Genomic DNA, 23,815 nt, shown 5'->3' with positions numbered 1-23,815 from the left:
CCGGCATGGATCCGTGACACGGATTGGGGGGCCGGATGGCGGAACGCAGGGCGCTTGACCTCGACTCGCCGGCGATCAGCGATCGGTTCAGGCTGTTCAACTTCACCAGGCGTGACGACCATGTGGCCTATCTGTGGGTGCTGCGGGCCATGGACCGGCTGCGGGAGGTGCACCAGGTCCAGGTGGACGCGGGTGAGGTGCAGGCGGCCCTCACCGAGCTCGCCCGGCTCCACGACGAGGTGCCCACCTTCGACGGCAACCTGCGCGACCGGCTGGACGCCCTGTACGAGGACGGGGTGGTGCACCGGTTCGACGACGCCTCGCGGGCCGGAGACCTCGTCCGCTACCGCAACAGGCAGTCGGTCTACCAGTTCAGCGAGCTCGGCTACTGGGCGTACACCTCGGTGGAGGGCCTGCTCGCGGCCCGCATCCAGGACGCGAACCTGTCGCGGCTGGTCTTCTCCGACATCCTGGAGGACCTCAAGGCACTGGCGGCGGCCAACCGCGCGGGGGAGGGCGAGCAGGTCTACCGCCGGCTGTCCCGGCTGGACGCGGTCATGGAGGACATGGGACGCCGCTCCGCGCACTTCCACGTGACGCTCGGCGAGATCATCCGCTCCACCGACGCCTCTCCGGAGACGTTCCTGCGCTACAAGAACGCCCTGCTGACGCACATGTCCGAGTTCATGGCGGAGCTCGACCGATATCTGCCCCGCCTGGCCGCGGCCGTACGGGACGTCGAGACGAGTGGCCTGGTCTCCCTGCTCGACCGCGCGGCGGCGGCGGACGAACGGCCCTTCATGGACCGCGACGAGCGGCTGGAGGACTGGCGCCGCCGCTGGTCTGCCCTGCGGGCGTGGTTCGCGCCCGAGGGGCCGGAGGAGTCCCGCGCGGGGGAGCTGCGCAACGCGACGCGCGTCGCGGTGTCGGGGGTGATCGCGCTGCTGCGGCAGATCTCGGAGGCGCAGCGCGGCGGCGTCAACCGGGCCACCCAGCTGCGGCACCTGGCCGAGTGGGTCTGGAACGCACCGGACGAGGGGGCCGCCCACGCGCTGATGGGGGCGGCGTTCAACCTGCGCAGCGCGCGGCACCTGGGCGTGGCCCACGAGGACACCGAACAGATCTCGCCCAGGAACACGTGGTGGGACGCGCCGGGGGTGGAGGTGTCGGTCACGCTCTTCCGCAGTGGGAAGGCGCCCACGACGGGCGTGCCCGCTCCGGTGCGCGGCAACCCCGGCGCGCGGGCCGCGCTACGCCGCGAGCAGGCCGCGGAGCGCGCGGCCGAGCGCGAGGCCGCCGGACACCTGGTGGGGCTGGGCGCGCACGGCCGGGAGCTCGACGACGCGGAGACCAGGGTCCTGCTGAAGCTGATGACGCGGGCGCTGGAGGGACGCACGGTCGTCGCCGGCCGCCTGAAGAGGGGCTCCGGCGCCGACGACGCCGTGATGATCCGGCTCGTGCCGTCCGGCAGCGGGAGCGCGGTGCGCACCGCGCGGGGACTGCTCCACCTACCCGGGTTCCGGGTCGAGATCGCCGGGCGGACACCGGCGGCGGGTTCGGGGGCGGGGGGTTCCCGGTGACGACTCCTCGCGCCCGGGCCGCCATCGGCGTCTCCGCCGCCGACCTCGGCTCTTACCAGCAGGCGGTCCGCCGGGTGCTGACCTGCGACCTGATCACCAGGGAGCGGCCGCGCCCCGGCGTGCTCGACCAGGCGCTGCGGTGGGCCGACGAGATGACGCGCGACTTCCGCGAACTGCTCGGCTACACGCTGATCGCCACGACCCACCACGTGCGGCTGGTCCGCCATCTCGACGTCCTGGACGAGACGCAGCGGTCGATCTTCTCCCGCAAGGGCAAGCCGTTCGACCGCCGCCGGCTGGCCTACCTGTGCCTGGTGCTCGGGTCGTTCCAGCGCTCCCGCATCGAGATCAGCCTGGCGGACCTGGTGCGGATCTTCACGCCGCTGGCCAACTCCATCGACGGTCTCGGCTTCGACCCCGCGCTCGGCTCGCACAAGGCCGCCGTCGTCGACGTGCTGGGCTGGTTGGTGGACCGCGGCGCGCTCCGGCTGTCCGACGGCAGCCTGGAGTGGTGGGCGCGCGACACCGAGCGCGGCGACGCGCTGTACGACATCGACCATGACATCTGCGCGGTGCTGTTCAAACCGGCCCGGCCCGTCCAGCACCTCACCAGCGCGGCCGGCCTGGTGCACGAGCCGCCGCACGCGAACCCCGTCCGCAGGGCCAGGCGGTTGCTCGTCGAGTTCCCCGTGGTGTACTTCGCGGACGTCGACCCCGAGGTGGCCGACGCGCTGCGGTCCCCGGGTCTCGCCGAGGACCTCGTCCGGCTCACCGGCCTGGCCCTGGAACGGCGCGCGGAGGGCGTCATGCTCGCCGATCCGGGCGGCGTCTTCACCGACCGGCCGTTCCCGGGCCGGGGCAACGCGGTGAGCCGGGCCGCCGGCCTCCTGCTGGCCAAGATCGCCGACCTGCTGGAGGATCCCGAGCACTTTCCGAAGAGGCTGCCCGTCCCCGCGCTCGCCGACGACCAGGCCGGCCTCGTCGCGCGGATGGACGCGGGCCTGCCCCGCGACGGCGTGGTCTCCGAACTCGCCTGGTCCGCCGCGGAGGCGGAGCCGTTTTCCCCCGGCGACCGGCCCGCGCCCGCCGAGGCGCCGTTCGTGGAGCGCGGCCGCCTCGAGTCGATGACGACCGAGATGTACGACGAGTTCGGGGCGGCCTCGTTCACGACAGCCTGGCAGCAGGATCCCCGGGGGCTGCTCGACGCGGTCGTCGGCTTCCTCGCGGACCTGATGCTGCTCAGGCCGGTGCCCGGCGGCGTGCTCGTCCTGCCCGCCGCGCTGCGGTACCGCAACATCCGGGCCGCCCTGCCCACCCGGACCTCGGGCGGCCAGTTGGCGCTGGTGGCGCTGCCCGAGCCGGCCACACAGAAGGACCCGTCGGCGCGGGAGGACGCGCCGGCGCAGGAGGAGGAGCGATGACGCCGCCGAGCGACCGGTTCCAGCCCAGCAGGGCCGGTGTGATCAACGTGTGGGACTACGTCGACGAGGAGTTCGCCTTCGCCGACGGGCGCCTGGTCCTGCGCGGGCACAACGGCTCGGGCAAGACCAAGGCGCTGGAGGTGCTCTTCCCGTTCATCCTCGACGGTGTGGCGGACGCCCGGCGGCTCGACCCGTTCAGCGGCGAGAACAGGACGATGAAGTCCAACCTGCTCTATCGGGGGCAGGAGGCCGAGTACGGCTACGTGTGGATGGAGTTCGCCCGGCGGGAGATCGGGGCGGAGCCCGCCGAGACCGACGAGACCGTCACCCTCGTCATCGGCATCCGCGCGCACCGGCACCGCGACGGGGTGCGGACCTCGTTCTTCGTCACCGACAAGCGCCTCGGCGTCGACTTCGGGCTGCTGGCGCCCGACTCCCGGCCGCTCACCGAGCGGCAGCTCAAGGCCGTTCTCGGGCCGGATGCCCACAGCGAGACCGCCACGCAGTATCGCGACGCGGTGGACGCCCGGCTGTTCGGGCTGGGCAGGGAGCGCTACACCCAGCTCCTCGACCTGCTGCTGGCGCTGCGCCGCCCGCTGCTGGCCAAGGACCTCGACCCCGACAAGGTGTCCGCCACGCTCACCTCGGGTCTCAGCCCTCTCGACGAGGAGCTCGTCGACCAGGCGGCCCGCGACTTCGAGAACCTCGCGGCGGTGCAGAAGCAGTTCGACGACTTCGCCGCCGCGGACGAGGCCGTACGGGCGTTCCTGACCGACTACGTCGCCTACCTGCGCACCCACGCGAAGGCACGGCTGTCCCGCATCCAGACCGAGATGGCCGGCGCGGTGGAGCACGCCCGCACGCTGGTGCGGGCCGAGGACGCGCGGAAGACGGCCGCGGCCGCACGCGAGACCGCGACGGCGGCGGCCGCCGCGGCGGAGGCCGAGCGGGAGGGCCTGGAGCGCCGCCTCGCCGTGTTGCGCGCGGACGACGCCTACCGCGCCCGGGGCGAGCTGGACCTGCGCCGCCGTCAGGTCGCCAAGACGGGCGAGGAGATCGAACGGGAGCGGGCCCGGCTGACGGACGTCGCCGATCACCTGGCCGCCCTCGAAGGAGAGGCGGGCGAGCTCGCGGAGCGGCTGGAGGGCGCCCGGGCGGCGATCGTCCGCCACGCCACGGACCTCGCCGACGCGGCGGAGCGGGCCGGAGTCTCCCACGATGGGGACGGTCCGGCCGACACGGGGGAGGACCTGCTCACGACGGCGAGGGCCCGGGCCACCGCCCGCCGGGACGACGTCGCGAAGGTCCGCGACGAGGTCGCCAGAGTGTCCGCGGCGGAACGGGACCGGCTACGGGCCGAGACCGACCATGACAATGCCGACAAGGACGTCGGGGAACGGGAAGGGCGGTGCGAGGCCGCCGACGCCGCGCTGGCGGCAGCGCGTCGCGATGCGCGGGAGGCACTCGGTGCCTGGGCCGTCCGCTGGGCCGGTGCGCCGGTGCCGCCAAAGAAGGAGCGCGCGGAACGGGAGCTTTCGGAGAAGGAGCTCTCAGAGAACGGGCGGCCCGCGGATGCGCGCCCAGACGACGAGCACACGGAGGACCAGCACGCGGAGGACCAGCACGCGGGGGACGAGCACGCGGGGGACGAGCACGCGGGGGACGACGGGGCCGTGGCCGGGCCGGCCGACGTGGAGGCCCTGGCCGAGGCCCTCGACCACGCCGGTGACGCCGGAGCGCCGTCCCCGGCCGAGGTCTACAGCGTGCGGACCGAGGAACGGCGCACGGAGGCGGCCAGGTCCGCCGAACGCCTGTCCGCCCGGGTCCGCGACCTCGCCGCCGAGCTCGTCCGCCTGCGCCGCGAGCGGGAGGAGATCGCGGCGGAGCGCGACGAGGCGCCGCCGCACGACGATCGCCGGACGGCGGACCGCGACGGACGCCCGGGGGCGCCCCTGTGGCGGCTCGTCCGGTTCGCCGACGGCCTCGGCGAGCAGGACGCGGCCGGTCTCGAAGGAGCCCTGTACGGCGCGGGACTGCTGACCGCCTGGGTGCACCCGCAGGCGCGGCACACCCTCGACGCCGTCGCGGTCCCGGAGCCCGACGGTTACCTGCTCCCGCTTCCCGAGGAGAGCCGCCCGTCCGGCCGTACGCTCGCCGACGTGCTCGTGCCGGAGGAGCAGGACCTGGTTCCGGCGGCGGTCGTCGCGGACGTGCTGCGGTCGGTCGCGGTCTCCGACACGATCACGCCCCGCCGGGATCTAGAGGGTGGACCGGTGCCGGTGGTGACCGGCCGGGCCCAGTTCGGCCTCGGTCTCCTCGTCGGCGCTAGGCCCAAGCCGTCGCCCGAATACATCGGCGCCACGAACCGGGCCAACCGCCGTGCGGCCAGGCTCGCCGAGTACGACGAGATGATCGTTGAGACGAGCCGGGCGCACGAGGCCGCCGAGCGGGACCTGGCGGGTGCCAACCGCCGCCTGGAGGACTTCGCCCGGGCACGGCGGGAGCTTCCGCCCGCCACGGCGGTCGCCGCGGCCGTCGCCCGCGTGTCGCGCGAGTCCGCCCTGCTGGCCCAGGCACGGTCGGCACTGGCCGGCCGCCGCCGCGACCTGGACGCCGCGGTGGCCCAGGTCGACGCGGCGCGCCGGCGGCTCCGGCAGGTCGCGGCCGAACGCGGCATGCCCGTCGCCGAGCAGGAGGTCGACGCGGTCGCGCGGGCCGTCGACGACTTCCTCGCGACGGCGCAGCGGCTGCACGACGGCCGCGAGCGGGCCGCGTCCGAGGAGCGGGACCTGGCCTCCCGGCAGGCCGCGATCGCCCGGCAGCGCGAGCGGCACGACGCGGACTCCCGCGCTCTGGAGGACAAGGAGCGGGAGCACCGGGCCGACGTCGAGGAGCTCAGGGCGGGCGAGGAGGCCCTCGACGCGCCGCTGCGCGAGGTGCTCGCCCAGGTCGGCGAGGCCGAGCGTCACCTCGCCGAGGTCCGCCGGCGGTGCGAGGAGCACGCCGCCGCGGCGGCGCGGGAGGACAGGGCGCTGATCGTCGCCGAGAACGACCTCAAGCACGGCCAGGCGTCTGTCGGCCAGGCCCTCGGGCACCTCTTCGAGCACGCCGCGTCGTTCGGGCCGTACGCGCACCTGGAGCTGCGCCCGCTGCTCGGCGTCACCGCCACCGCGCCCTGGCCCGCCCATGTCGGCTGGCCCGAGCCCGCCGAGGCGGCCGCGTCGGTGGCGGCGGAGTTGTCCGCCCACGCCATCGCCGGAGAGGGGGGCGGGCCGCCGCCCGATCCCGCCGCCCTCGTCGGCCGGGTGCTGCCGGGAGAGGTCGCCGCCCTGCTGGACGCGTTCGCCGCGGAGATGGCCGACATCCGCGTGCCGGGGGAGAGCGCGCTCAAGAGCTCCGCGAGCCGGCTGTCGGCCTCGCTGCGGACCTTCCAGGACGCGCTCGACGGCTGCGCCGAGGACTACCGCCTGGAGCACGACCCCACCGGCGTCGTGATGGTCTACGTCAGCGACGAGGGAGGCCGCAATCCCGTCGCCGCGTTCGCCCGGCGCGTCGCCGACCGCGTTCAGGAGCAGGGCATCCTGCTCGAGGAGCGGGAGCGGACGGTGCTGGAGGACGAGCTGCTCACCGCGCTCGCCCAGCAGGTGCACGACCGGGTCCGCACCGCGCGCGACCTCGTGCGCGGGATGAACGAGGACACCCGGTCCCGGCCCATGTCGTCCGGCACCAGGATCGGCATCCGCTGGGGCCGTTCCGACAGGCTGAACGACCGGCAGGTCGCGGTCGCGCGGCTCCTCGACCGGGACGCGCAGGGGCTCGGCGTGGCCGGGCTGGCCGAGCTGCGCGGCCTGCTGCGGGAGATGATCCGCGGCTACCGGGCCGCCCATCCGCGCGCCACGTACAGGCAGGCCCTCGCCGACGTGCTCGACTACCGCACCTGGTACGGCTTCGAGCTGGTGCTCGCCGTGCCGGGGGAGAAGGAGGCGAAGCTCACCCGGGCCAAGCACGAGCAGATGTCCGGCGGGGAGAAGTCGGCGGCCATCCACCTTCCGCTGTTCGCGGCGGCCAACGCCCTCTACTCGTCCGCCAAGCCCACCTGCCCGCGCACGATCGCGCTGGACGAGGCGTTCGCCGGCATCGACGACCGGTACAAGCCCGAGCTGCTGGGCCTGACCGTGAAGTTCGGCCTCGACCTGTTCATGACCGGCCACGACCTGTGGATCCACTTCGACACCGTGCCGATGGCCGCGCACTACGACATGCACCATGACAAGAGCGCCCACGCGGTCTCGGCGATGCTGATGCTCTGGGACGGTGACCAGACCATCGACGCCGACGCCGGTTTCGCCGGCAACGAGGAACTGGCCGAGACGCTGCTCGGTTTCCGGCCGAGCCGCCGCGCTCCCGCCCTCACCGAGGGCACTCTCCTCGCCGCGGCCGATCACGATAGGGCCGACGAGATGGAGGAAGAGGTATGAGCGGCGGCCCCGAGGCGGTGAAGCGCTACCACGCGCCGGAATACCGGCGCCTGCTCCGCGCCGCGCGGCGGCGCCTGGAGAACAACGGCGGCAGCCTGGACGGGCCGCCGGTCCGGCTCGGCGGTCCCGACGAGGCGGAACGGAACGCGATCATCGGCATCACCGGCCGCCATCGCGGTCTCGGCGCCGGGACCGTCTCCGTGACGCTGCGTGAACTCGACGCCGTCGTACGCGCCGGCACCGGGCTCACCCTCGCCGGACTGCTGGAGGCCCTCGACGGCCGCCCGCTGGCGAACCGCCCCGCCGAAGCCGCCCGCGCCCTCGCCGCCCGGCGTGAGGCCCTGGGGCCTGCCGAGCAGAGCCCGCTGCACGAGAGCGCCGAGTGGTTCCGCACCTGGCTGGGTGCGGTGCGTCGTAACGGCACGGTGGGCAGACTCATCGCGCGGCCGGAGACCGTCGGCGTGCTCGCACAGGCCGTCGCAGTTCTGGAGTTCCTGGAGGCCCGTCCCGAGGGCCGCGCGCCCGTCACCCTCGCCGGGCTGGCTGCCGAGGTCACCGGCGATCCCAAGGCCCTCAACCATCGGACCACCCTGTCCACCCTGGTCCTGCGGGCGCTCGCGATCCGCGAGAGCGTTCCGCTTCCGGGGACGGCAGAGGGGCGCCGTGAACTGTGGGACCACTACGAGGTCGTAGTCGACGACCTCGCCAGCCGGATCCTCGTCCTGAACCTGCCGGCGGAGGGGGAGGGACTGGGGGAGTGGCTCACCGGCGCCGCCCGGTTCGGCACGCCGTTCCAGGTCACGCTTCACCAGCTGAGCACCTTCTCGATCACTCTGCGGGCCCCGGTCGTCCATGTCTGCGAGAACCCGGCCGTCCTGCGGCGCGCGGCGGCGGAGCTGGGGCCGGGATGCCCGCCACTCGTCTGCACCGAGGGACGCCCGTCGACGGCCTTCCACCGGCTGGCGGCGGTCGCCGTGCGCGGCGGGGCCCGGCTGCGTTACCACGGCGACTTCGACTGGCCGGGAGTGGACATGGCCGGAGCCGTCGCGCGGCGCCACGGCGCGGAGCTCTGGCGCATGACCGCCGCCGACTACCTCGCCGGTCTCGGCGACGCCGTGAAGGCCGGGGGCAGGGAGGCCGGGGACGGGGAGGCCGCTGACGGCGAGGGGCGTGTCGGGCTCACCGGGCGACCGGTGCCCACGCCATGGGATCCGGCCCTCGCGGAGGCGATGCGTGAGCACGGGGCCGCGGTCTACGAGGAGGCCGTCGCCGATCCGCTGCTCGCGGATCTTCGGGAGTGACACCGCGCGGGTGACGGCCGTACGTTGACGGCTGGGACCGCTTCGACGACGAGGAGTTCCGCGTGAGCGAGACGACCGGCACCAACGCCTTCCGGGAAGCCCGCGACCTGCTGCTCCGCTTACGGGAGGACCCCGAGCGGGCGGCGCGTGAGTTCGCGTGGCCGGGGTTCGGCGACAGGTTCAACTGGGCCACCGACTGGTTCGACGTCATCGCCCGGGGGAACGACCGCACGGCCCTGTGGATCGTGGAGGAGGACGGCTCCGAGCGGCGTTACTCCTTCGACGAGATGGCCCGCCGCTCCGATCAGGTGGCGGCCTGGCTGGCCGCCCAGGGGGTCGGCAAGGGCGACCACGTGTTGCTGATGCTCGGCAACCAGGTCGAGCTCTGGGAGTCGATGCTGGCGGTGATGAAGCTCGGCGCGGTGATCATGCCGGCGACCACCGCCCTCGGCACGGCGGACCTCGCCGACCGCGTACGGCGGGGACGGGTCCGGCACGTCGTCGCCAACGCGGCCGACACGCACAAGTTCGACGGCGTCCCGGGCGGGTACGGACGCGTCTGCGTGGGCGAGGCGGCCGGCTGGCTCCGGTACGGCGACGCCTACGCGATGCCGGAGCCGGAGCCGTTCGAGGCCCGGACCTCTCCCGGCGACCCGCTGCTGCTGTACTTCACCTCGGGAACGACCAGCAGGCCCAAGCTCGTGCGGCACACGCAGGTGTCCTATCCGGTGGGGCACCTGACGACGATGTACTTCGTCGGAGTGCGGCCGGGCGACGTCCACCTCAACATCAGCTCGCCCGGCTGGGCCAAGCACGCCTGGAGTTGCTTCTTCGCCCCGTGGAACGCCGAGGCGACGGTGTTCGTGCACAACTACTCCCGCTTCGACGCGGCCGCCCTGCTCGCGCTGATCCGCCGGGCGGAGGTGACCACGTTCTGCGCGCCGCCGACCGTGTGGCGGATGCTCATCCAGGCCGACCTCGGGGATGGGCCGGGCCGCCTGCGTGAGGCGGTCGCCGCGGGGGAGCCGCTGAACCCCGAGGTCATTACCCAGGTGGAGCGGGCGTGGGGGCTGACCGTCCGCGACGGGTACGGCCAGACCGAGACGACCGCCCTGATCGCCAACACCCCCGGCACGCCGGTGAAGGCGGGCTCGATGGGCCGCCCCCTTCCCGGGGTCCCGGTCGTGGTCGTCGATCCGGTGACCGGCCGGCCGGCGGACGAGGGCGAGATCTGCCTCGACCTCGCCGCCCGCCCGGTCAACCTGATGACCGGATACCTGGACGGTGACGATGAGGCCATGGCCGGCGGGCTGTACCACACGGGCGACGTCGCGGTCCGGGACGCCGACGGCTCGATCACCTTCGTGGGACGTACCGACGACGTGTTCAAGGCGTCCGACTACAAGATCTCGCCGTTCGAGCTGGAAAGCGTGCTCATCGAGCATCCCGCCGTGGCGGAGGCGGCGGTCGTGCCCGCCCCCGACCCGATCCGCCTCGCCGTGCCCAAGGCGTACGTGGTGCCTGCCGCGGGCTGGGAGCCGAACCGGGAGACCGCCGCGGCCATCCTGCGGCACGCCCGTGAGAGGCTCGCGCCGTACCAGCGGGTGCGGCGGATCGAGTTCGCCGACCTGCCCAAGACGATCTCGGGGAAGATCCGCCGGGTCGAGCTGCGGGCCAGGGAGACCTCCGCGGCGCAGGAGGGGGCCGGGCCGTCGAGGGAGTGGCGGGACGACGAGTTCCCCGAGTTGCGCGCCTGAGCGGCCGCCCGTGCCGTCCCCGCCGGGGCGTGGGCGTTCCGCGCCCCGGCGGTCCGGCCGTTCTCGCCCTGCCTGCCCGAGAGGATAGGTTGGCTCCCGATCATCTGGGCGCGAGTCGCTATGGGGAGGTGCGGGACGTGGTGCCGTCCACGCTCGGCGGTCGTTACGAGCTGGAGGAACTGATCGGCCAGGGCGGGATGGGCGAGGTCTGGCGGGGCCGGGACCTGCGTGCCCACCGCCCTGTGGCGGTCAAGATCCTCGCGCCGCAGGTCGCCGGGGTCGCCTCGCGGGAGCGCTTCGCCCGCGAGGCACGCGCCGCCGCCCGCGTCGTCCATCCGAACGTGGTGACCGTGCTGGACGTCGGCGAGCAGGACGCGCGGCCCTACCTGGTGATGGAGCTGCTCACCGGCCGCAGCCTGGCCGCGGAGCTGCTCGACCGGGGCCGGTACGGCGTGGCGGAGGCGTGCGACCTCATGAGCCAGGCCGCCGCGGGGCTGGACGCCGCCCACCGCGCCGGGGTCGTGCACCGGGACGTCAAACCCGCGAACCTGCACCGCACCGCGAGCGGCGTGCTCAAGGTGGTCGACTTCGGCGTCGCCCAGGTGGCGACCGAGGCGGCGCGGCTGACGATGGTGGGCACCGTCGTCGGCACCGCCGCGTATCTCGCGCCGGAGCAGATCGACGGCCGGGGCGGCGGGGCCGCCTGCGACCTCTACGCGCTGGGGTGCGTCTGCTACGAGCTGCTGTGCGGGCACCCGCCGTTCACCGGGTCGGCCCCGGAGCTGGTGTATCAGCACATGCACCAGGCTCCGGTGCCGCCCGGCCGGCACCGGCCCGACATCCCCGCCGAGCTGGAACACCTGATCATGGCGCTGCTGGCGAAGGACCCCGCCGCACGGCCCGCCGATGCGGAGGTCGTGCGCCGGGTCCTGGCGGCCGTCGCCCTCTCCGCGGCGGAGCCGGCGCGGGAAGGCGGGACGGCTGCGGCGTGGGACGGCGGGACGGCTGCGGCGTGGGACGGCGGGACGGCGGCGTGGGAGGCCGGGGTGACGGCATCGCCCCCGCCGCACGGGCCGTATCCGGGCGGCGCGCGTGCGGGCGACACGGCGCTGCTCGACGTCCCGCCGCCCGCCGTCCCGGCCGGCCGTGCTCGGGGGTCGTCGCTCGAACGGCGGACGCTGATCCGGCTCGGCGCCGCGGTGGCGGGGCTCGCCGTGGTCACGATCGGGGTGGCGGCGCTGTCCGACGGCGGCGGGCGGGCCGAACCCGCCGCGGTCGCGGCCCAGTCCCCGACGGCCACCCGCGCTGAGACGTCACCCACTGAGCCGGGGAAGGCCTCGGCGAGTCCGTCACCCCGGGTGTCCAGGACACCGTCCTTCAGGCCGTCACCGGAGCCGTCTCCCACGCCGACCGCGACGCGGCGCGTCTACCGCAGCTACATGGAGTGGCTGGCCGCCTTCGACCACGCCGTACAGGCACAGGAGAGCAGGGGCGGCATCGATCCGAAGCTGGCCCGCGAAGCCCACGAGGAGATCAGGAAGACCGCCAGGGACCTGGCCAGGGGCCGGGGCGGGGACAAGGGCGACAAGGCCGCGCGGCGCGTCCGCGACCTGCTCATCAAGCTGCAGCGGGCGCACCGGACGGGCAGGCTCGCCGACGGCCCGCTGATCGACTTCGTGAACTCCGCCGGCATCAGCTCCCGAGGGGACGACGACTGAGGTCATCGACCGGCCCGACGTCGCGGGTCCACGACCCCAGCACGAGCAGGGTCTTGGTGCCGGTCACGTCGCCGGCGCGGCGCAGCCGGTCGATGACCTGCTGGAGATGGCCGAGGTCGCGGACCCGGACGTGGATGAGCGCGTCCGGGTCGCCGGCGATCGTGAACACCTCCTGCACCTCCGGCACGTCCGTGGCGGTACGGACGATCTTGCCGACCGGGGTGGTGCCGGGGTAGCGCAGTTCGGTGAACGCCTCGATGCCCCAGCCGAGCTTGGCGTAGTCGATCCGCACGGTGAAGCCCGTGATGACGCCGATCTCCCGCAGGCGGTCGACCCTCCGCTTCACCGCGGCCACCGACAACCCGATCTCGGCGGCCATCTCCGAGAAGGTCCTGCGCCCGTCCTCACGCAGCAGGCGCAGCAGCCGGTGGTCGATGTCGTCGATCTCCGCCATGGGCACGCTCCCTCTCCACCCGGTGCCGGCCCGGCACCGGCGCAAAGAACAGTAGCGTTCCGGGCAAACCTCTCTATCTTTTTGCGTCTTCGCGGCTGTTTCCCGCGCGATGCTTGCGCCGACGCCGGGCGCGTTGGTGTGCTGTGGGTCACCCCCAGACCTCAGGAGGTTCGCGTGTCCTCGCCCGTGCCCTCGCCGGCCGTCTCGCTCGACGACAAGTACGCGGCCGAGAACGGCACCGTGCTGATCTCCGGCGTCCAGGCCCTCGTCCGGCTCACCCTGGAGCAGCGCCGCCTCGACGCCGCGCGCGGCCTGGACACGCGGGTGTTCGTCTCCGGATATCCCGGCTCGCCGCTGGGCGGCGTCGACCTGGAGATGGCACGGGCCGCGCGGTTCCTGGAGGAGGCGGGGGTGGTGGCCCGGCCCGGCCTCAACGAGGAGCTCGCGGCCACGGCGGTGGCGGGCACGCAGCTGCTCGCCCAGGTGCCGGGCCACCGGCACGAGGGGGTGACCGGGTTCTGGTACGGGAAGAACCCGGGCCTCGACCGGGCCGCGGACGCGATCCGGCACGGCAACCTCGCCGGCACCGCGCCGCTCGGCGGGGCGGTGGCCTGGATCGGCGACGACCCGGGCAGCAAGTCGTCGACCGTGCCCAGCTCCTGCGAGCCGATGTGCCAGAGCCTGTCGATGCCGCTGCTCGCCCCCGGCTCCGTGGCGGAGGTCGTCGAGCTCGGGCTGCACGCGGTGGCGCTGTCGCGGGCCACCGGACTGTGGGCCGGCCTGAAGATCGTCGCCGACGTCGCCGACGCCTCGGCCACCGTCGACCTCGGGCCGCTGCGCGAGAACATCCGTTCCGGCGTCCCGGTGCCGGACCGCGCCGACCGCGGGGCGCCGCCCACCCTGGTCGGCCCGGCCTCGCTCGACGCCGAGCACGACATGCTCACCCGCAGGCTCGGCCTGGCCCGCGAATACGCCCGCGCGCACGGCCTCAACCGGATCACGCACGACGCGCCCCGGGCCACGACGGGCGTGCTCGCGTCCGGCGCCTCCTACGCACTGGTCCTGCGCGCCCTGGCCGACCTCGGCCTGGACGAGGCCGCGATGGACCACCTCGGCCTGCGGCTGATCCGGCTCGCCATGCCGTTCCCGCTCGCCTACGACGACCTCGCCGCCATGACCGCCGGGCTCGACCGGGTGCTCGTGGTCGAGGACAAGGTGCCGTTCCTGGAGGGGCACCTCAAGCAGGCGTTGTACGACACCGGGCAGCGCCCCGACATCGTCGGCCGGGAACTGCTGACGGCGCGCGGCACGCTCGGCGGCGATGACGTGGCCGAGGCGCTCGCCACCTGCCTCGGCCCCGACCGCCTGCCCCGTCAGACGGCGATCCTGTCGCCCGCCCCCGCGAGGCGTCGCATCATGCTCCCCCTGGTCGCCGCCCGAACGCCGTACTTCTGCTCGGGGTGCCCGCACAACGCCTCCACGCGCGCCTCCGACGACACGCTGGTCGGCCCGGGCATCGGCTGCCACGCCATGATCGCCCTGGACGGCGACGGACGCGGCAGGCGGGTCGGCTTGACGCAGATGGGAGGCGAGGGCGCCCAGTGGTTCGGCCTCGCCCCCTTCACCTCCGACCGCCACTTCACCCAGAACCTCGGCGACGGCACCTTCCACCACTCCGGCTCGCTCGCCGTGCGCGCCGCCGTAGCCGCCGGCGTCTCGATGACGTACAAGCTGCTCTACAACGACGCGGTGGCGATGACCGGCGGGCAGCGCGCCGAGGGCCGCCTCGACGTCCCGGTGCTGACGCGGTGGCTCGCCGCCGAGGGGGTGCGCCGCGTGGTGGTCACCACGCCGGAGCCGGAGACCTACCGGGGTGTGCGGCTGGCGCCGATCGCGTCCGTACGGCACCGCGACGACCTCCCGGCGGTGGAGAAGGAGCTCGCCGCGATCGACGGGGTGACCGTGCTGATCCACGACGACCGCTGCGCGGCCGAGGAGCGGCGGCTGCGCAAGCGCGGAAAGCTGCCCACGCCGAAGGCCAGGGTCGTGGTCAACGAGCGCGTGTGCGAGGGCTGCGGCGACTGCGGGGACGCCTCCACCTGCCTGTCGGTGCAGCCGGTGGAGACCGAGTTCGGCCGCAAGACCCGCATCCACCAGGCGTCGTGCAACTCCGACCTGAGCTGCCTGAAGGGCGACTGCCCGTCGTTCCTGCTCGTCGAGCCCCGCTCCGCGGTGTCGCGTACGGTGCCCGAGCCGCCGGTGGCGCTGACCGAGCCGGCGCCGCGGTTCCCGGAGCGCTCGGTGCTGCTGCGGATGCCCGGCATCGGCGGCACCGGAGTGGTCACCGTCTCGCAGATCCTGCAGATGGCCGCCCATCTCGACGGCCTGTACGCCGCCGGGCTGGACCAGACCGGGCTGGCGCAGAAGGGCGGTCCCGTCATCAGCGACGTGCGGGTGTCCCCGGATCGGATCGGCGGGTCGGTCCGCGCCGCCCGCGGCACCGCCGACGTCCTCCTCTGCTTCGACGTGCTCGGCGCCGCCGCGGACGACACGCTCGCCGTCGCCTCGCCCGGCCGTACGGTCGCCGTCGTGAACACCGCGATCGTGCCGACCGCCGCCATGGTCACCGGCCGCGCCGCCCTCTCCGGACCCGAGGACGCGGTCACCCGCATCGCGTCGGCCACCCTGCCCGAGGCCGGCCTCCAGGTGGACGCCGGCGCGCTGTCCGAGGCGTTGTTCGGCGACCACATGCCCGCCAACCTCGTGCTCGTCGGCGCCGCCTACCAGCACGGCTGCATCCCGATCTCGGCCGAGGCGATCGAGCGGGCCATCCGCCTCAATAAGGCGGCGGTGGAGCAGAACCTGGCGGCCTTCCGCTGGGGGCGGGCCGCTGTGATCGACCGCGAGGCCGTTTTCCGGGCCGCGATCCCCCCGGCCCCTCCCGCCGTCCCGGTCGACGACGCCGCCCTGCGCGAGGCGGCCGGGACCGGGGCGCTGGAGGAGACGCTCGCGGTGCGGATCGCCGACCTGACCGGCTACCAGAACGCGGCCTACGCCCGCTCGTACGCGCGCGACGTGCGGCGGGTGGCCGCGCTGGCCGCCGAGCGGGCGGGGGAGGAGGCCGGCACGCGGATCGGGCTCGCGTACGCCCGGGGACTGCACAAGCTCATGGCGTACAAGGACGAGTACGAGGTCGCCCGGCTGCACCTCGACCCGGTGGAGCGGGCCCGGCGCGAGCGGGAGTTCGGCTCCGGCGCGGCCGTGTCGGTGCTGCTGCACCCGCCGCTGCTGCGGGCGATGGGCCTGAAGCGCAAGATCAGGCTGCGCCGGTCCGCCGATGTCGTGTTCCGCGGGCTGCGGGCCGCCCGAGTGCTGCGCGGCACCGCGTTCGACGTGTTCGGGCACGCCGGCGTCCGCCGCGTGGAGCGTACGCTGGTCGGGGAGTACCGCGAGCTGGTACGGCGCGCGCTCGACCGGCTCACCCCGGCGACCGCTCAGACCGTCGCGGAGATCGCCGCACTGCCGGATGTGATCCGCGGCTACGAGGGCATAAAGCTCGCCCGGGTCGCGGAGTTCCGCGACCGCGCGACGACCCTGCTCGCCCGGCTGGACGACCCCGCACTGATGGAGGTGCTGTGACTGTCGACCGTCTGCTGCCCGGCCAGGACGCCCGGGACCTCGTCGAGCTGACGCGTGAGATCGCCGACAAGGAACTCGCCCGCCGGGTCGACGAGCACGAGCGGGCCGAGACCTACCCCGAGGGCCTGTTCGCCACGCTCGGCGCGGCCGGGCTCCTCGGCCTGCCCTATCCGGAGGAGTACGGCGGCGGCGGCCAGCCGTACGAGGTGTATCTCCAGGTGATCGAGGAGCTGGCCGCGCGGTGGGCCGCCGTCGCGGTCGCCGTCAGCGTGCACACGCTGTCCTGCTTCCCCGTCGCGACGTACGGCACGCCCGAGCAGCGGGAGCGCTGGCTGCCGGACATGCTCGCGGGGCGGCTGATCGGCGGCTACAGCCTGTCCGAACCGCAGGCCGGGTCGGACGCGGCGGCCCTGACCTGCAGGGCCGACAAGACGGAGGACGGCTACCGGATCACCGGCACGAAGGCGTGGATCACCCACGGCGGCCGGGCGGACTTCTACGCGCTGTTCGCCCGGACGGGCGAGGGCAGCCGGGGCGTCTCCTGCTTCCTCGCCCCGGGCGCCGCCGAGGGCCTGACCTTCGGCCGCCCCGAGGAGAAGATGGGCCTGCACGCGATCCCCACCACCACCGCCCACTGGGACGGGGTGCCGATCGAGGCCGACCGCCTCATCGGCGCGGAGGGCCAGGGCCTGCCCATCGCCTTCGGCGCGCTCGACTCCGGCAGGCTGGGCATCGCCGCCTGCGCCACCGGCCTCGCCCAGGCCGCGCTCGACGAGGCCGTCGCGTACGCCAAGGAGCGCGAGACGTTCGGCAAGAAGATCATCGACCATCAGGGGCTCGGCTTCCTGCTCGCGGACATGGCCGCGGGCGTGGACTGCGCCCGGGCGACCTACATCGACGCGGCCCGCCGCCGCGACGCCGGCCTGCCGTACGGCAGGCAGGCCAGCGTCGCCAAGCTGGTCGCGACCGACACCGCGATGCGGGTCACCACCGACGCGGTCCAGGTCTTCGGCGGGTACGGCTACACGCGCGAGTTCCGCGTCGAGCGCTACATGCGCGAGGCGAAGATCATGCAGATCTTCGAGGGCACCAACCAGATCCAGCGCCTCGTCATCAGCCGCCACCTGGCCCGCTGAGGCGTCACCGGTCGGGATTCAGCGAGCGCCGCCCGGACGCGCTCGCTAAAGCCGCGGACGCCCCCACCGCGTCGAGCCGCACGTCGCGAGCTTCTCCACATCCGTTTCTGTGCGTGTGGGCGGACCCGGTCGATGGCCAAATGGACCAAGGCGTACTGTTGGGGCGTTCAATCCCGTTAGTCATGATTTGGGGGAATTATGGCGAAGCCAGTTCTGCAGATCGTCATCGCCAGCACGCGTCCCGGGCGCGTCGGGCTACCGGTGGCGGAGTGGTTCCGCGACCGCGCGGTCGCCCAGGACGCCTTCGAGGTCGAGCTCGTCGACCTGGCGGAGGTGAACCTGCCGTTCCTGGACGAGCCGAACCACCCCCGGCTCCGGCAGTACGTCCACCAGCACACCAAGGAGTGGAGCGCGACCGTCGAACGCGGCGACGCGTTCGTGTTCGTCACGCCGGAGTACAACTACGGCTTCAACGCCGTCCTGAAGAACGCCATCGACTACCTGCACCACGAGTGGCAGTACAAGCCGGCCGGGTTCGTCAGCTACGGCGGCGTCTCCGCGGGCACCCGGGCCGTGCAGATGCTCAAGCAGGTCGTCACCACGCTGAAGATGGTGCCGGTGTTCGACGCGGTCTCGATCCCGTTCGTCGCCCAGCTCCTCGACGAGGAGGGCCGCCTGCGGCCCAACGAGGTCATGAGCTCGGCGGCGGACGCGATGGTGGCCGAGCTGGAGCGACTCGCCGCCGCGCTGCGGCACCTGCGCCCCGCCGCCTGACGGTTACCCCGGCAGTGAGCCGGTCTCCGGGTCCCGGCACGTGAGGCAGTAGACACCGCCCGCCGGGTCGCGCATGACGAGCCAGTGCCGCCCCCGCGCCACGAGCACCGCGCCGTGCCGCTCGTGCCGTACACGAGCGGCGTCGGGGTCGGCGCAGGCCAGGTCGATGTGGGCGGACCGGCCGGGACCCTCGCCGAGCCGCTGCAGGAGGATCCGCACCGGCATCCCCGGCATCGCCAGCACCGTGAACTCGGGCAGCGACCCTCGGCGCGGGGGCCACCCGGTCAGCGCCGCCCAGAAGGCCACCTCCTCCTCGTACGCGCCGGGGGCGATGTCGAGGCAGACCTGGTCGAGGCGGGTGCCGGCGAAGACGGGCGGCCGCCGCGTCGCCCCCTCTCCGGGGACGAGACAGAACGTCCTGCCCTCCAGGGAGCGCAGCACGGCCCAGTCGCCGTGGTCGTCGGCGACGGCGGCGCCGAGCGCCACGGCCCGGGCCATCGCGGCACGGACGTCGTCCACCTCCAGATCGAGGTGCGCGCCGCCCCCGTCGCCCACCGCCTGGATCTTCACGCAGGCGTCGCCGGTCTCCGGCAGCAGCGTGGCGAACTCCCCGCCGTCGCCCCGCCGCGGCGACAGGCGCGTGCCGGTGACGGCCGTCCAGAACGCGGCGGCTTCCCCGAACCGCGCCCCGGCGGGCCTGTCGATGAAGGCCAGCACCCGCCGCACCGCCATCAGTGAACCTCCCCGAACAGCGGGAGCAGCGCCCCCGCCAGGTCCGCCGGGGCGCGGTAGACGACCCCGGTCATGCCGAGCACCCTTGCCGCGTCGACGTTCTCGGCCCGGTCGTCGACGAACAGGCAGCGCCGGGCGGGGACACCGGCGCGGCCGGCGGCGATCTCGAAGATCCGCGGGTCGGGCTTGGCCACCCCCACGTCGTAGCTGCTGACGACGTGGTCGAAGGCGTCGTGCAGCTCCAGCTCACGCAGGTGGGCGGCCAGCTCCGAGGTGGCGTTGCTGACGAGCACGACGGGGACGCGGGCGCGGGCCCGCGTGAGCAGCGCGAGCACCTCCTCGTCCGCCCACGTGCGGGCCGCCAGCCAGTCGGCGGTCAGCGCGCTCGCCCGCGCGGGCGAACCCACCAGCTCGGCGAGGACGGGAACGGCCGACGCCAGCCACTCCTCGCGGGTCACCAGCCCGGTCAGGGCCGGGACCACCAGCGCCGACCCACCGGTCACCCGCGCCACCGTCCCCGGCTCCACCCCGTACGCCCGCTCGATCTCCGCCTGCTGCTCGAGATCGGAAAATTTCACGACACCGTCGAAGTCGCACAGCACCGCGTCGAAGGGTCTGATCACCACGCTCCGAGCCTACGACGCGAGCGTCTCGTACAACGCGATGTGCCGTTCGGCGGCGGCCGGCCAGGTGTGGCGTGCGGCGAGCGCCCGGCCCGCCGTACGCCTGCCGGGATCGGCGAAGCCGAGGGCGTCGGCGAGCTCGGCGGCGAGGGCGCCGGGGGTGGCGGCGAAGCGCGCGGCGGTGCCGAAGACCTCACGCAGGACGGGCAGGTCGCGCACCACCAGGGGGACGCCCGCCGCCAGGGCCTCCATCGCGGCGAGCCCGAAGCCCTCCTTCACCGACGGGAAGGCGAAGGCGCCCGCGCCCGCCACGAGCGGCGGCAGGTCCGGGTCGATGACTGGGCCGAGCACCGTCGGCTCGACGCCGAGTTCGGCCGCCCGGGCCTCCCACCGCGCGCGGTAGTCGCGGTAGTCGAAGAGCGTCTCACCGCCGGCGATCACCAGCTGGACGTCCGGGCGTGCCTCCCGCAGCAGCGCGTACGCCTCCAGCAGGTCGAGCGAGCCCTTGCGCGGCTCGATGCCGCCGACCGTCAGGACGTACGTCCCGAGTCGCCGGCGCCACATCCGGGTGGCGACCGGATCGGCGGACGCGAAGCGCTCGTACGCGACGCCGTTGGGGATCACCGCCGCCGTGATGCCCCACCCGGCCGCGAGCTCGGCCGCCACCGCAGCCGACACGCAGACGTGCGCGTACGGCGTGACGATGGCGCGCTCGTGGCAGGCGGCCAGCTCGGGCGTGGTGAAGTGGTCGACGTGGTGGACGGTCCGTACGCACCGGCCCGCCGCGTTGGCGCTGATGCAGTCCTGGGCGTGTACGACGTCGTAGGACGCCGCCTCCGGGGCGAACGCCCTGCGCAGCACCGCGATCGACCGCAGCACGCGCGGGCCGACGCCCTCCCCGGCGATGTCGGGGAACGGCACGACGCGCAACCGCACGGCCGGGTCGACCGGGCGGAAGAAGCCCGCGTCGCCGCCCCGGCCGAGCGTCCACACCGTCACCTGCTGCCCCGCCGCCGCGAGTGCCTCGGCGAGGGCGAGGGTGTGCACGACCCCGCCGCGGGGCCTGGTCGAGTAGCTGAGCAGCGCGATTCTCACCCGCGCGCCTCCCGGTAGACGTCGGCCCTGCGCTCGTGGAGGTGATGGAGGATCCGCCGGGCGCGGTCGATCTCGGCGGCGACGTCGAGCTCGGCCACGGCCAATCCGGCCTTCGACCAGGTGCGGGCGAGCACGTCGCCGCCCGGGCCGATGACCTTGGCCTGGCCCAGGAAACGCATGCCGCCCATCACGCCGGTCTGGTTGGAGGAGGCGAGCACGACCTGGTTCTCGGCGGCCCGCGCCTGGTCGTACAGGTCGAAGAGCCGCGACTGCCGGTCCTGGGCCATCCGGGGCGCGCGGTTGGTGACGCTGGCGGGCCACGCCGACAGGCACGCCAGGATCTGCGCGCCGTCGAGCGCGAGGCTGCGGGCCGACTCCGGGAAGGTCTTGTCGTAGTCGATCAACATGCCGATCCGCCCGGCCGGAGTGTCGAAGGCGTCGAACCGGCCGCCCGGGCCGTAGGCCGCGGTCTCGCCCGCGGGCAGGTGGACCTTGCGGTGCAGGCCGAGCACCCCGTCGCCGCTGACGCACACGGCCGCGTTGTAGCGGACGTCGCCGCCGTCCTCGCAGAAGCCGACGCACACCACCATCTCGGCGGCCAGCGCCGCCACCCGCGCGATCACCGGGTCGTCGGGCTTCAGCGCGGGCGGCAGCGCGTCGGGGTCCGGCCGGCGCAGGTCGGCGAGGTAGCCGCCGAGCGCGGCGTCGGGCAGCACGAGCAGCCGGGCGCCCGCGGCGCGGGCGTCGTCGATCAGCTTGGCGATGCGGGCCAGGTCGAAGGCGAGGTCGCGGCCGAAGTGGGCGGCCGCCGCGGCGATCCGCAGGACGCTCATGCCCCGTACGTCTCCGGCCGCCGGTCGCGCAGGTGCCCCATCGACCGGCGCGCGGTCTCCAGCGCCCGCGGCACGTCGATCTCGGCGACCGCCGTGCCGGGCCCGACGCCCGTCGCCGAGACGATCTCGCCGCCGGGGTCCACGACCTTCGCGCTGCCGACGAAGCGCAGCGACCCGAACGTGCCCGCCTGGTTGGCCGACAGCCACACGATCTGGTTCTCCAGCGCCCGGGCCCGGTCGAACAGGTCGAAGCGCCGTTTCCAGCGGTCCCGCTCCAGGTCCCGCGCCGCGTTCGTGCGCGAGCCCGGCCAGGCCGATACGCACACCCCGATCTGCGCGCCGTCGAGGGCCAGCGCGCGGGCGGACTCCGGGAACGCCTTGTCGTAGCAGATCATCATGCCGATCCTGCCGACGGGCGTGTCGAAGGCGCGGAAGCCGTCACCCGAGGCGTAGCTGGCGTTCTCGCCGAGCGGCTGGTGGACCTTGCGGTGGTTGCCCAGCACGCCGTCGCCGCTGACGCACACCACGCTGTTGTAGCGGGCGTCGCCGCCGTCCTCGCAGTAGCCCGCGACCACGACCATGTCGCCGGCCAGCGCGGCCAGCCGCCGGATCTCGGGGCCGTCCACGGCGAGCGGGGGCGGCCCGGCGTCCGCCGCGTCGCCGTCGAGGCTGAGCAGGTAGCCGCCGAGGCACGCCTCGGGCAGCGCGAGGAGCCGCACGTCCTCGTTGCGCGCCTCCTTGATGAGGCGTCCGGCGATCGCGAAGTCCTCTTCGAGGTCGCGGCCGAACGCGGCCGCCACCGCCGCCATGCGCAGGGCGCTCACGCGGTCCCCAATCCGGTCACCGGGCCGCCGACGGCCTCCGTGACCTGTCCGTCGGGCCAGCGCAGCCAGACGCCCCGGCCGGTGGTCAACTCCCCGCACACCGCCGAGGCGGCCGGCCCCGCCGGAGGCGCCGGCGCGCCCGGCTCGTCCGCCGTGAGCATCGCGAAGCCGGGAAAGCAGGTGAGCCAGTCGCCCGTGGAGGCGGCGGCCGGGCGGGGCACCGCCGCCACGTCCAGCACGGCCGCGCAACCGCTCGCCTCGGCCAGCATGCCGAGCGTGCCGGCGATCCCGGCCATCGACACGTCCTTGGCGGCGGCGGCCGCGCCGGCCGCGACCGCACCGAGCATCACGCGCAGCTCGTCCGTACGCCGGGAGGTGGTCGAGTCCCATTGGCGGCCCCGGTATCCGGCCCGCCAGCCGCCGCCGAGGTCCGCCGTGAGGCGCACCTCGTGGCCGGGGCGCCCGCCGCCGCCTGGCACGGGACGCGCGGCGCGGCCGAGCGCGGTCACCGACAGCGCGGCCGGCACCCCGAGCTGCGTGTGCCCGCCGAGCACCGGCACCCCGTACGCGCGGGCGGCCCGCGCGAGGCCGTCCAGCACCCGGGCGGCGTGCGCGGCGTCGGGGGCGGCGAGCGCGTCGAGCAGCCCCGCCGGGGCGGCGCCCATCGCGGCCAGGTCGTTGAGGTTGACCAGGACCGAGCACCAGCCGGCCCACTCAGGGTCGCGTTCGACCATGGACGGCACGATCGCGTCGCAGGCGGCGACGACGTCGCTGCCGGGCACCGGCGCTCCGTCGTCGCCGGTGAAGCCCGGGCCGCCGAGGGCGTGCGGGACCTGTCCGGCGAGGGCGGCGAGCAGCGGGCCGAGCGCCGACTTCGCCGCCGCGGCCTGGGCCGCGATCCGGCCGATCGGGTGGCGCATCAGCACGTGCGGCGCGCCCGCGACCGTCACCGGCCGCACCCGCGTCCACCCCAGGCGGCGGAAGAACGCCTCGGCCCCGGCCCGCACGCTCGCCTCGAAGCGCAGCACGCCCTCCGCCTCGGCGCGGGCGCACGCGGCCCGCACCAGCGCCGCGCCGGCGCCCCGCCCGCCGCGCGCGGCGGGCGCCACGACCAGGCGCCCGCCCGTCCACCAGCCGATGTCGGGGCCGTCGCAGGCGGGCCCGAGCCGCACGCCGCCGACGACCGTGCCCGCCGGGTCCCTGGCCACCAGCGTGACCGTGCGGGGGTCGTCGTCCCTGTCGTCGAGGTCGTGCCCGTCGAACAGCCCCTGCTCCCGGACGAACGCCTCGTGCCGCAGCCGCCGGTAGGCGCGAAGGGACGCGGCGTCCGCGGCCTGCTCGATCCGGAGGCCGGGGCCGCGGGCGAGCGTGCTGTGGTCGCCGAGCAGCGCGAGGATGTCGGGCGCCTCCTCCCGCGCCGGGGCCCGAGTGTTCCCGTCGAGGTACATCG

The 23,815-nt window shown here is 74.6% G+C and carries 16 protein-coding genes; 9 read left to right on the top strand and 7 right to left on the bottom strand.

Annotated features, from left to right (window positions below; all coding sequences use genetic code 11):
- The first annotated feature begins 35 nt into the window (after window positions 1-35).
- From HHX30_RS32965 to HHX30_RS32940, 6 genes are all read left to right on the top strand, one after another.
- Window positions 36-1,580: a TIGR02677 family protein gene (locus HHX30_RS32965; protein WP_169987007.1), complete on the top strand. Its 1,545-nt coding sequence runs from the start codon at window positions 36-38 to the stop codon at window positions 1,578-1,580.
- Window positions 1,577-3,001 (top strand): DUF2398 family protein, encoded by a 1,425-nt coding sequence (locus HHX30_RS32960; RefSeq protein ID WP_311922965.1) that lies wholly within the window; start codon window positions 1,577-1,579, stop codon window positions 2,999-3,001. Before HHX30_RS32965 ends, HHX30_RS32960 begins: the two co-directional genes overlap by 4 nt.
- Complete coding sequence (locus tag HHX30_RS32955) at window positions 2,998-7,479, top strand: SbcC/MukB-like Walker B domain-containing protein (protein WP_169987005.1); 4,482 nt, start codon at window positions 2,998-3,000, stop codon at window positions 7,477-7,479. The genes HHX30_RS32960 and HHX30_RS32955 overlap by 4 nt, the downstream gene beginning before the upstream one ends.
- Window positions 7,476-8,780: a TIGR02679 family protein gene (locus HHX30_RS32950; protein ID WP_169987003.1), complete on the top strand. Its 1,305-nt coding sequence runs from the start codon at window positions 7,476-7,478 to the stop codon at window positions 8,778-8,780. Before HHX30_RS32955 ends, HHX30_RS32950 begins: the two co-directional genes overlap by 4 nt.
- Before the next feature lie 62 nt (window positions 8,781-8,842).
- A complete protein-coding gene (locus HHX30_RS32945) occupies window positions 8,843-10,537 on the top strand; it encodes an AMP-binding protein (protein WP_169987001.1) in 1,695 nt (564 codons plus the stop codon).
- Window positions 10,538-10,626: 89 nt separating this feature from the next.
- A complete protein-coding gene (locus HHX30_RS32940; protein WP_169986999.1) occupies window positions 10,627-12,255 on the top strand; it encodes a serine/threonine-protein kinase in 1,629 nt (542 codons plus the stop codon).
- Here HHX30_RS32940 and HHX30_RS32935 read toward each other — a convergent pair.
- The gene (locus tag HHX30_RS32935) at window positions 12,230-12,709 is read right to left on the bottom strand and encodes an Lrp/AsnC family transcriptional regulator (protein ID WP_169986997.1); all 480 of its coding nucleotides are present in this window, start codon (window positions 12,707-12,709) and stop codon (window positions 12,230-12,232) included. The genes HHX30_RS32940 and HHX30_RS32935 overlap by 26 nt on opposite strands.
- Before the next feature lie 174 nt (window positions 12,710-12,883).
- On the opposite strand from HHX30_RS32935, the gene HHX30_RS32930 reads away from it, so the two are divergent.
- The 3 genes from HHX30_RS32930 (at window position 12,884) to HHX30_RS32920 (ending at window position 18,258) form a co-directional block, all read left to right on the top strand.
- Window positions 12,884-16,348 carry an indolepyruvate ferredoxin oxidoreductase family protein gene (locus HHX30_RS32930; RefSeq protein ID WP_169986995.1) on the top strand — a complete coding sequence of 1,155 codons (3,465 nt, stop codon included), beginning with the start codon at window positions 12,884-12,886 and terminating at the stop codon, window positions 16,346-16,348.
- Window positions 16,345-17,484, top strand: a complete 1,140-nt coding sequence (locus tag HHX30_RS32925) for an acyl-CoA dehydrogenase family protein (protein WP_169986994.1) — start codon at window positions 16,345-16,347, stop codon at window positions 17,482-17,484. The genes HHX30_RS32930 and HHX30_RS32925 overlap by 4 nt, the downstream gene beginning before the upstream one ends.
- Window positions 17,485-17,682: 198 nt before the next feature.
- Window positions 17,683-18,258 (top strand): NADPH-dependent FMN reductase, encoded by a 576-nt coding sequence (locus HHX30_RS32920; protein WP_169986992.1) that lies wholly within the window; start codon window positions 17,683-17,685, stop codon window positions 18,256-18,258.
- 3 nt (window positions 18,259-18,261) lie between these two features.
- Here HHX30_RS32920 and HHX30_RS32915 read toward each other — a convergent pair whose 3' ends face one another.
- From HHX30_RS32915 to HHX30_RS32890, 6 genes are read right to left on the bottom strand one after another with little or no spacing between them, the layout of a single operon-like run.
- Window positions 18,262-18,990: a VOC family protein gene (locus tag HHX30_RS32915; RefSeq protein WP_169986990.1), complete on the bottom strand. Its 729-nt coding sequence runs from the start codon at window positions 18,988-18,990 to the stop codon at window positions 18,262-18,264.
- Window positions 18,990-19,616 carry an HAD-IA family hydrolase gene (locus tag HHX30_RS32910; protein ID WP_169986988.1) on the bottom strand — a complete coding sequence of 209 codons (627 nt, stop codon included), beginning with the start codon at window positions 19,614-19,616 and terminating at the stop codon, window positions 18,990-18,992. Before HHX30_RS32910 ends, HHX30_RS32915 begins: the two co-directional genes overlap by 1 nt.
- A 9-nt stretch (window positions 19,617-19,625) precedes the next feature.
- Entirely contained in the window at window positions 19,626-20,708 is a 1,083-nt protein-coding gene (locus tag HHX30_RS32905) for an MSMEG_0565 family glycosyltransferase (protein WP_169986986.1), read from the bottom strand.
- Window positions 20,705-21,541, bottom strand: coding sequence for a carbon-nitrogen hydrolase family protein (locus tag HHX30_RS32900; protein ID WP_169986984.1), 837 nt, complete (start codon window positions 21,539-21,541; stop codon window positions 20,705-20,707). Before HHX30_RS32900 ends, HHX30_RS32905 begins: the two co-directional genes overlap by 4 nt.
- Window positions 21,538-22,365: a carbon-nitrogen hydrolase family protein gene (locus HHX30_RS32895; protein ID WP_169986982.1), complete on the bottom strand. Its 828-nt coding sequence runs from the start codon at window positions 22,363-22,365 to the stop codon at window positions 21,538-21,540. The genes HHX30_RS32900 and HHX30_RS32895 overlap by 4 nt, the downstream gene beginning before the upstream one ends.
- Window positions 22,362-23,813: an MSMEG_0567/sll0787 family protein gene (locus HHX30_RS32890; RefSeq protein WP_169986980.1), complete on the bottom strand. Its 1,452-nt coding sequence runs from the start codon at window positions 23,811-23,813 to the stop codon at window positions 22,362-22,364. Before HHX30_RS32890 ends, HHX30_RS32895 begins: the two co-directional genes overlap by 4 nt.
- Window positions 23,814-23,815: the final 2 nt, after the last annotated feature.

The organism is Microbispora sp. H10836, assembly GCF_012999525.1.
Lineage (GTDB): Bacteria > Actinomycetota > Actinomycetes > Streptosporangiales > Streptosporangiaceae > Microbispora.
The sequence above is the reverse complement of the archived record's forward strand: the minus strand, read 5'-3'. Positions and strand labels throughout refer to the sequence as shown.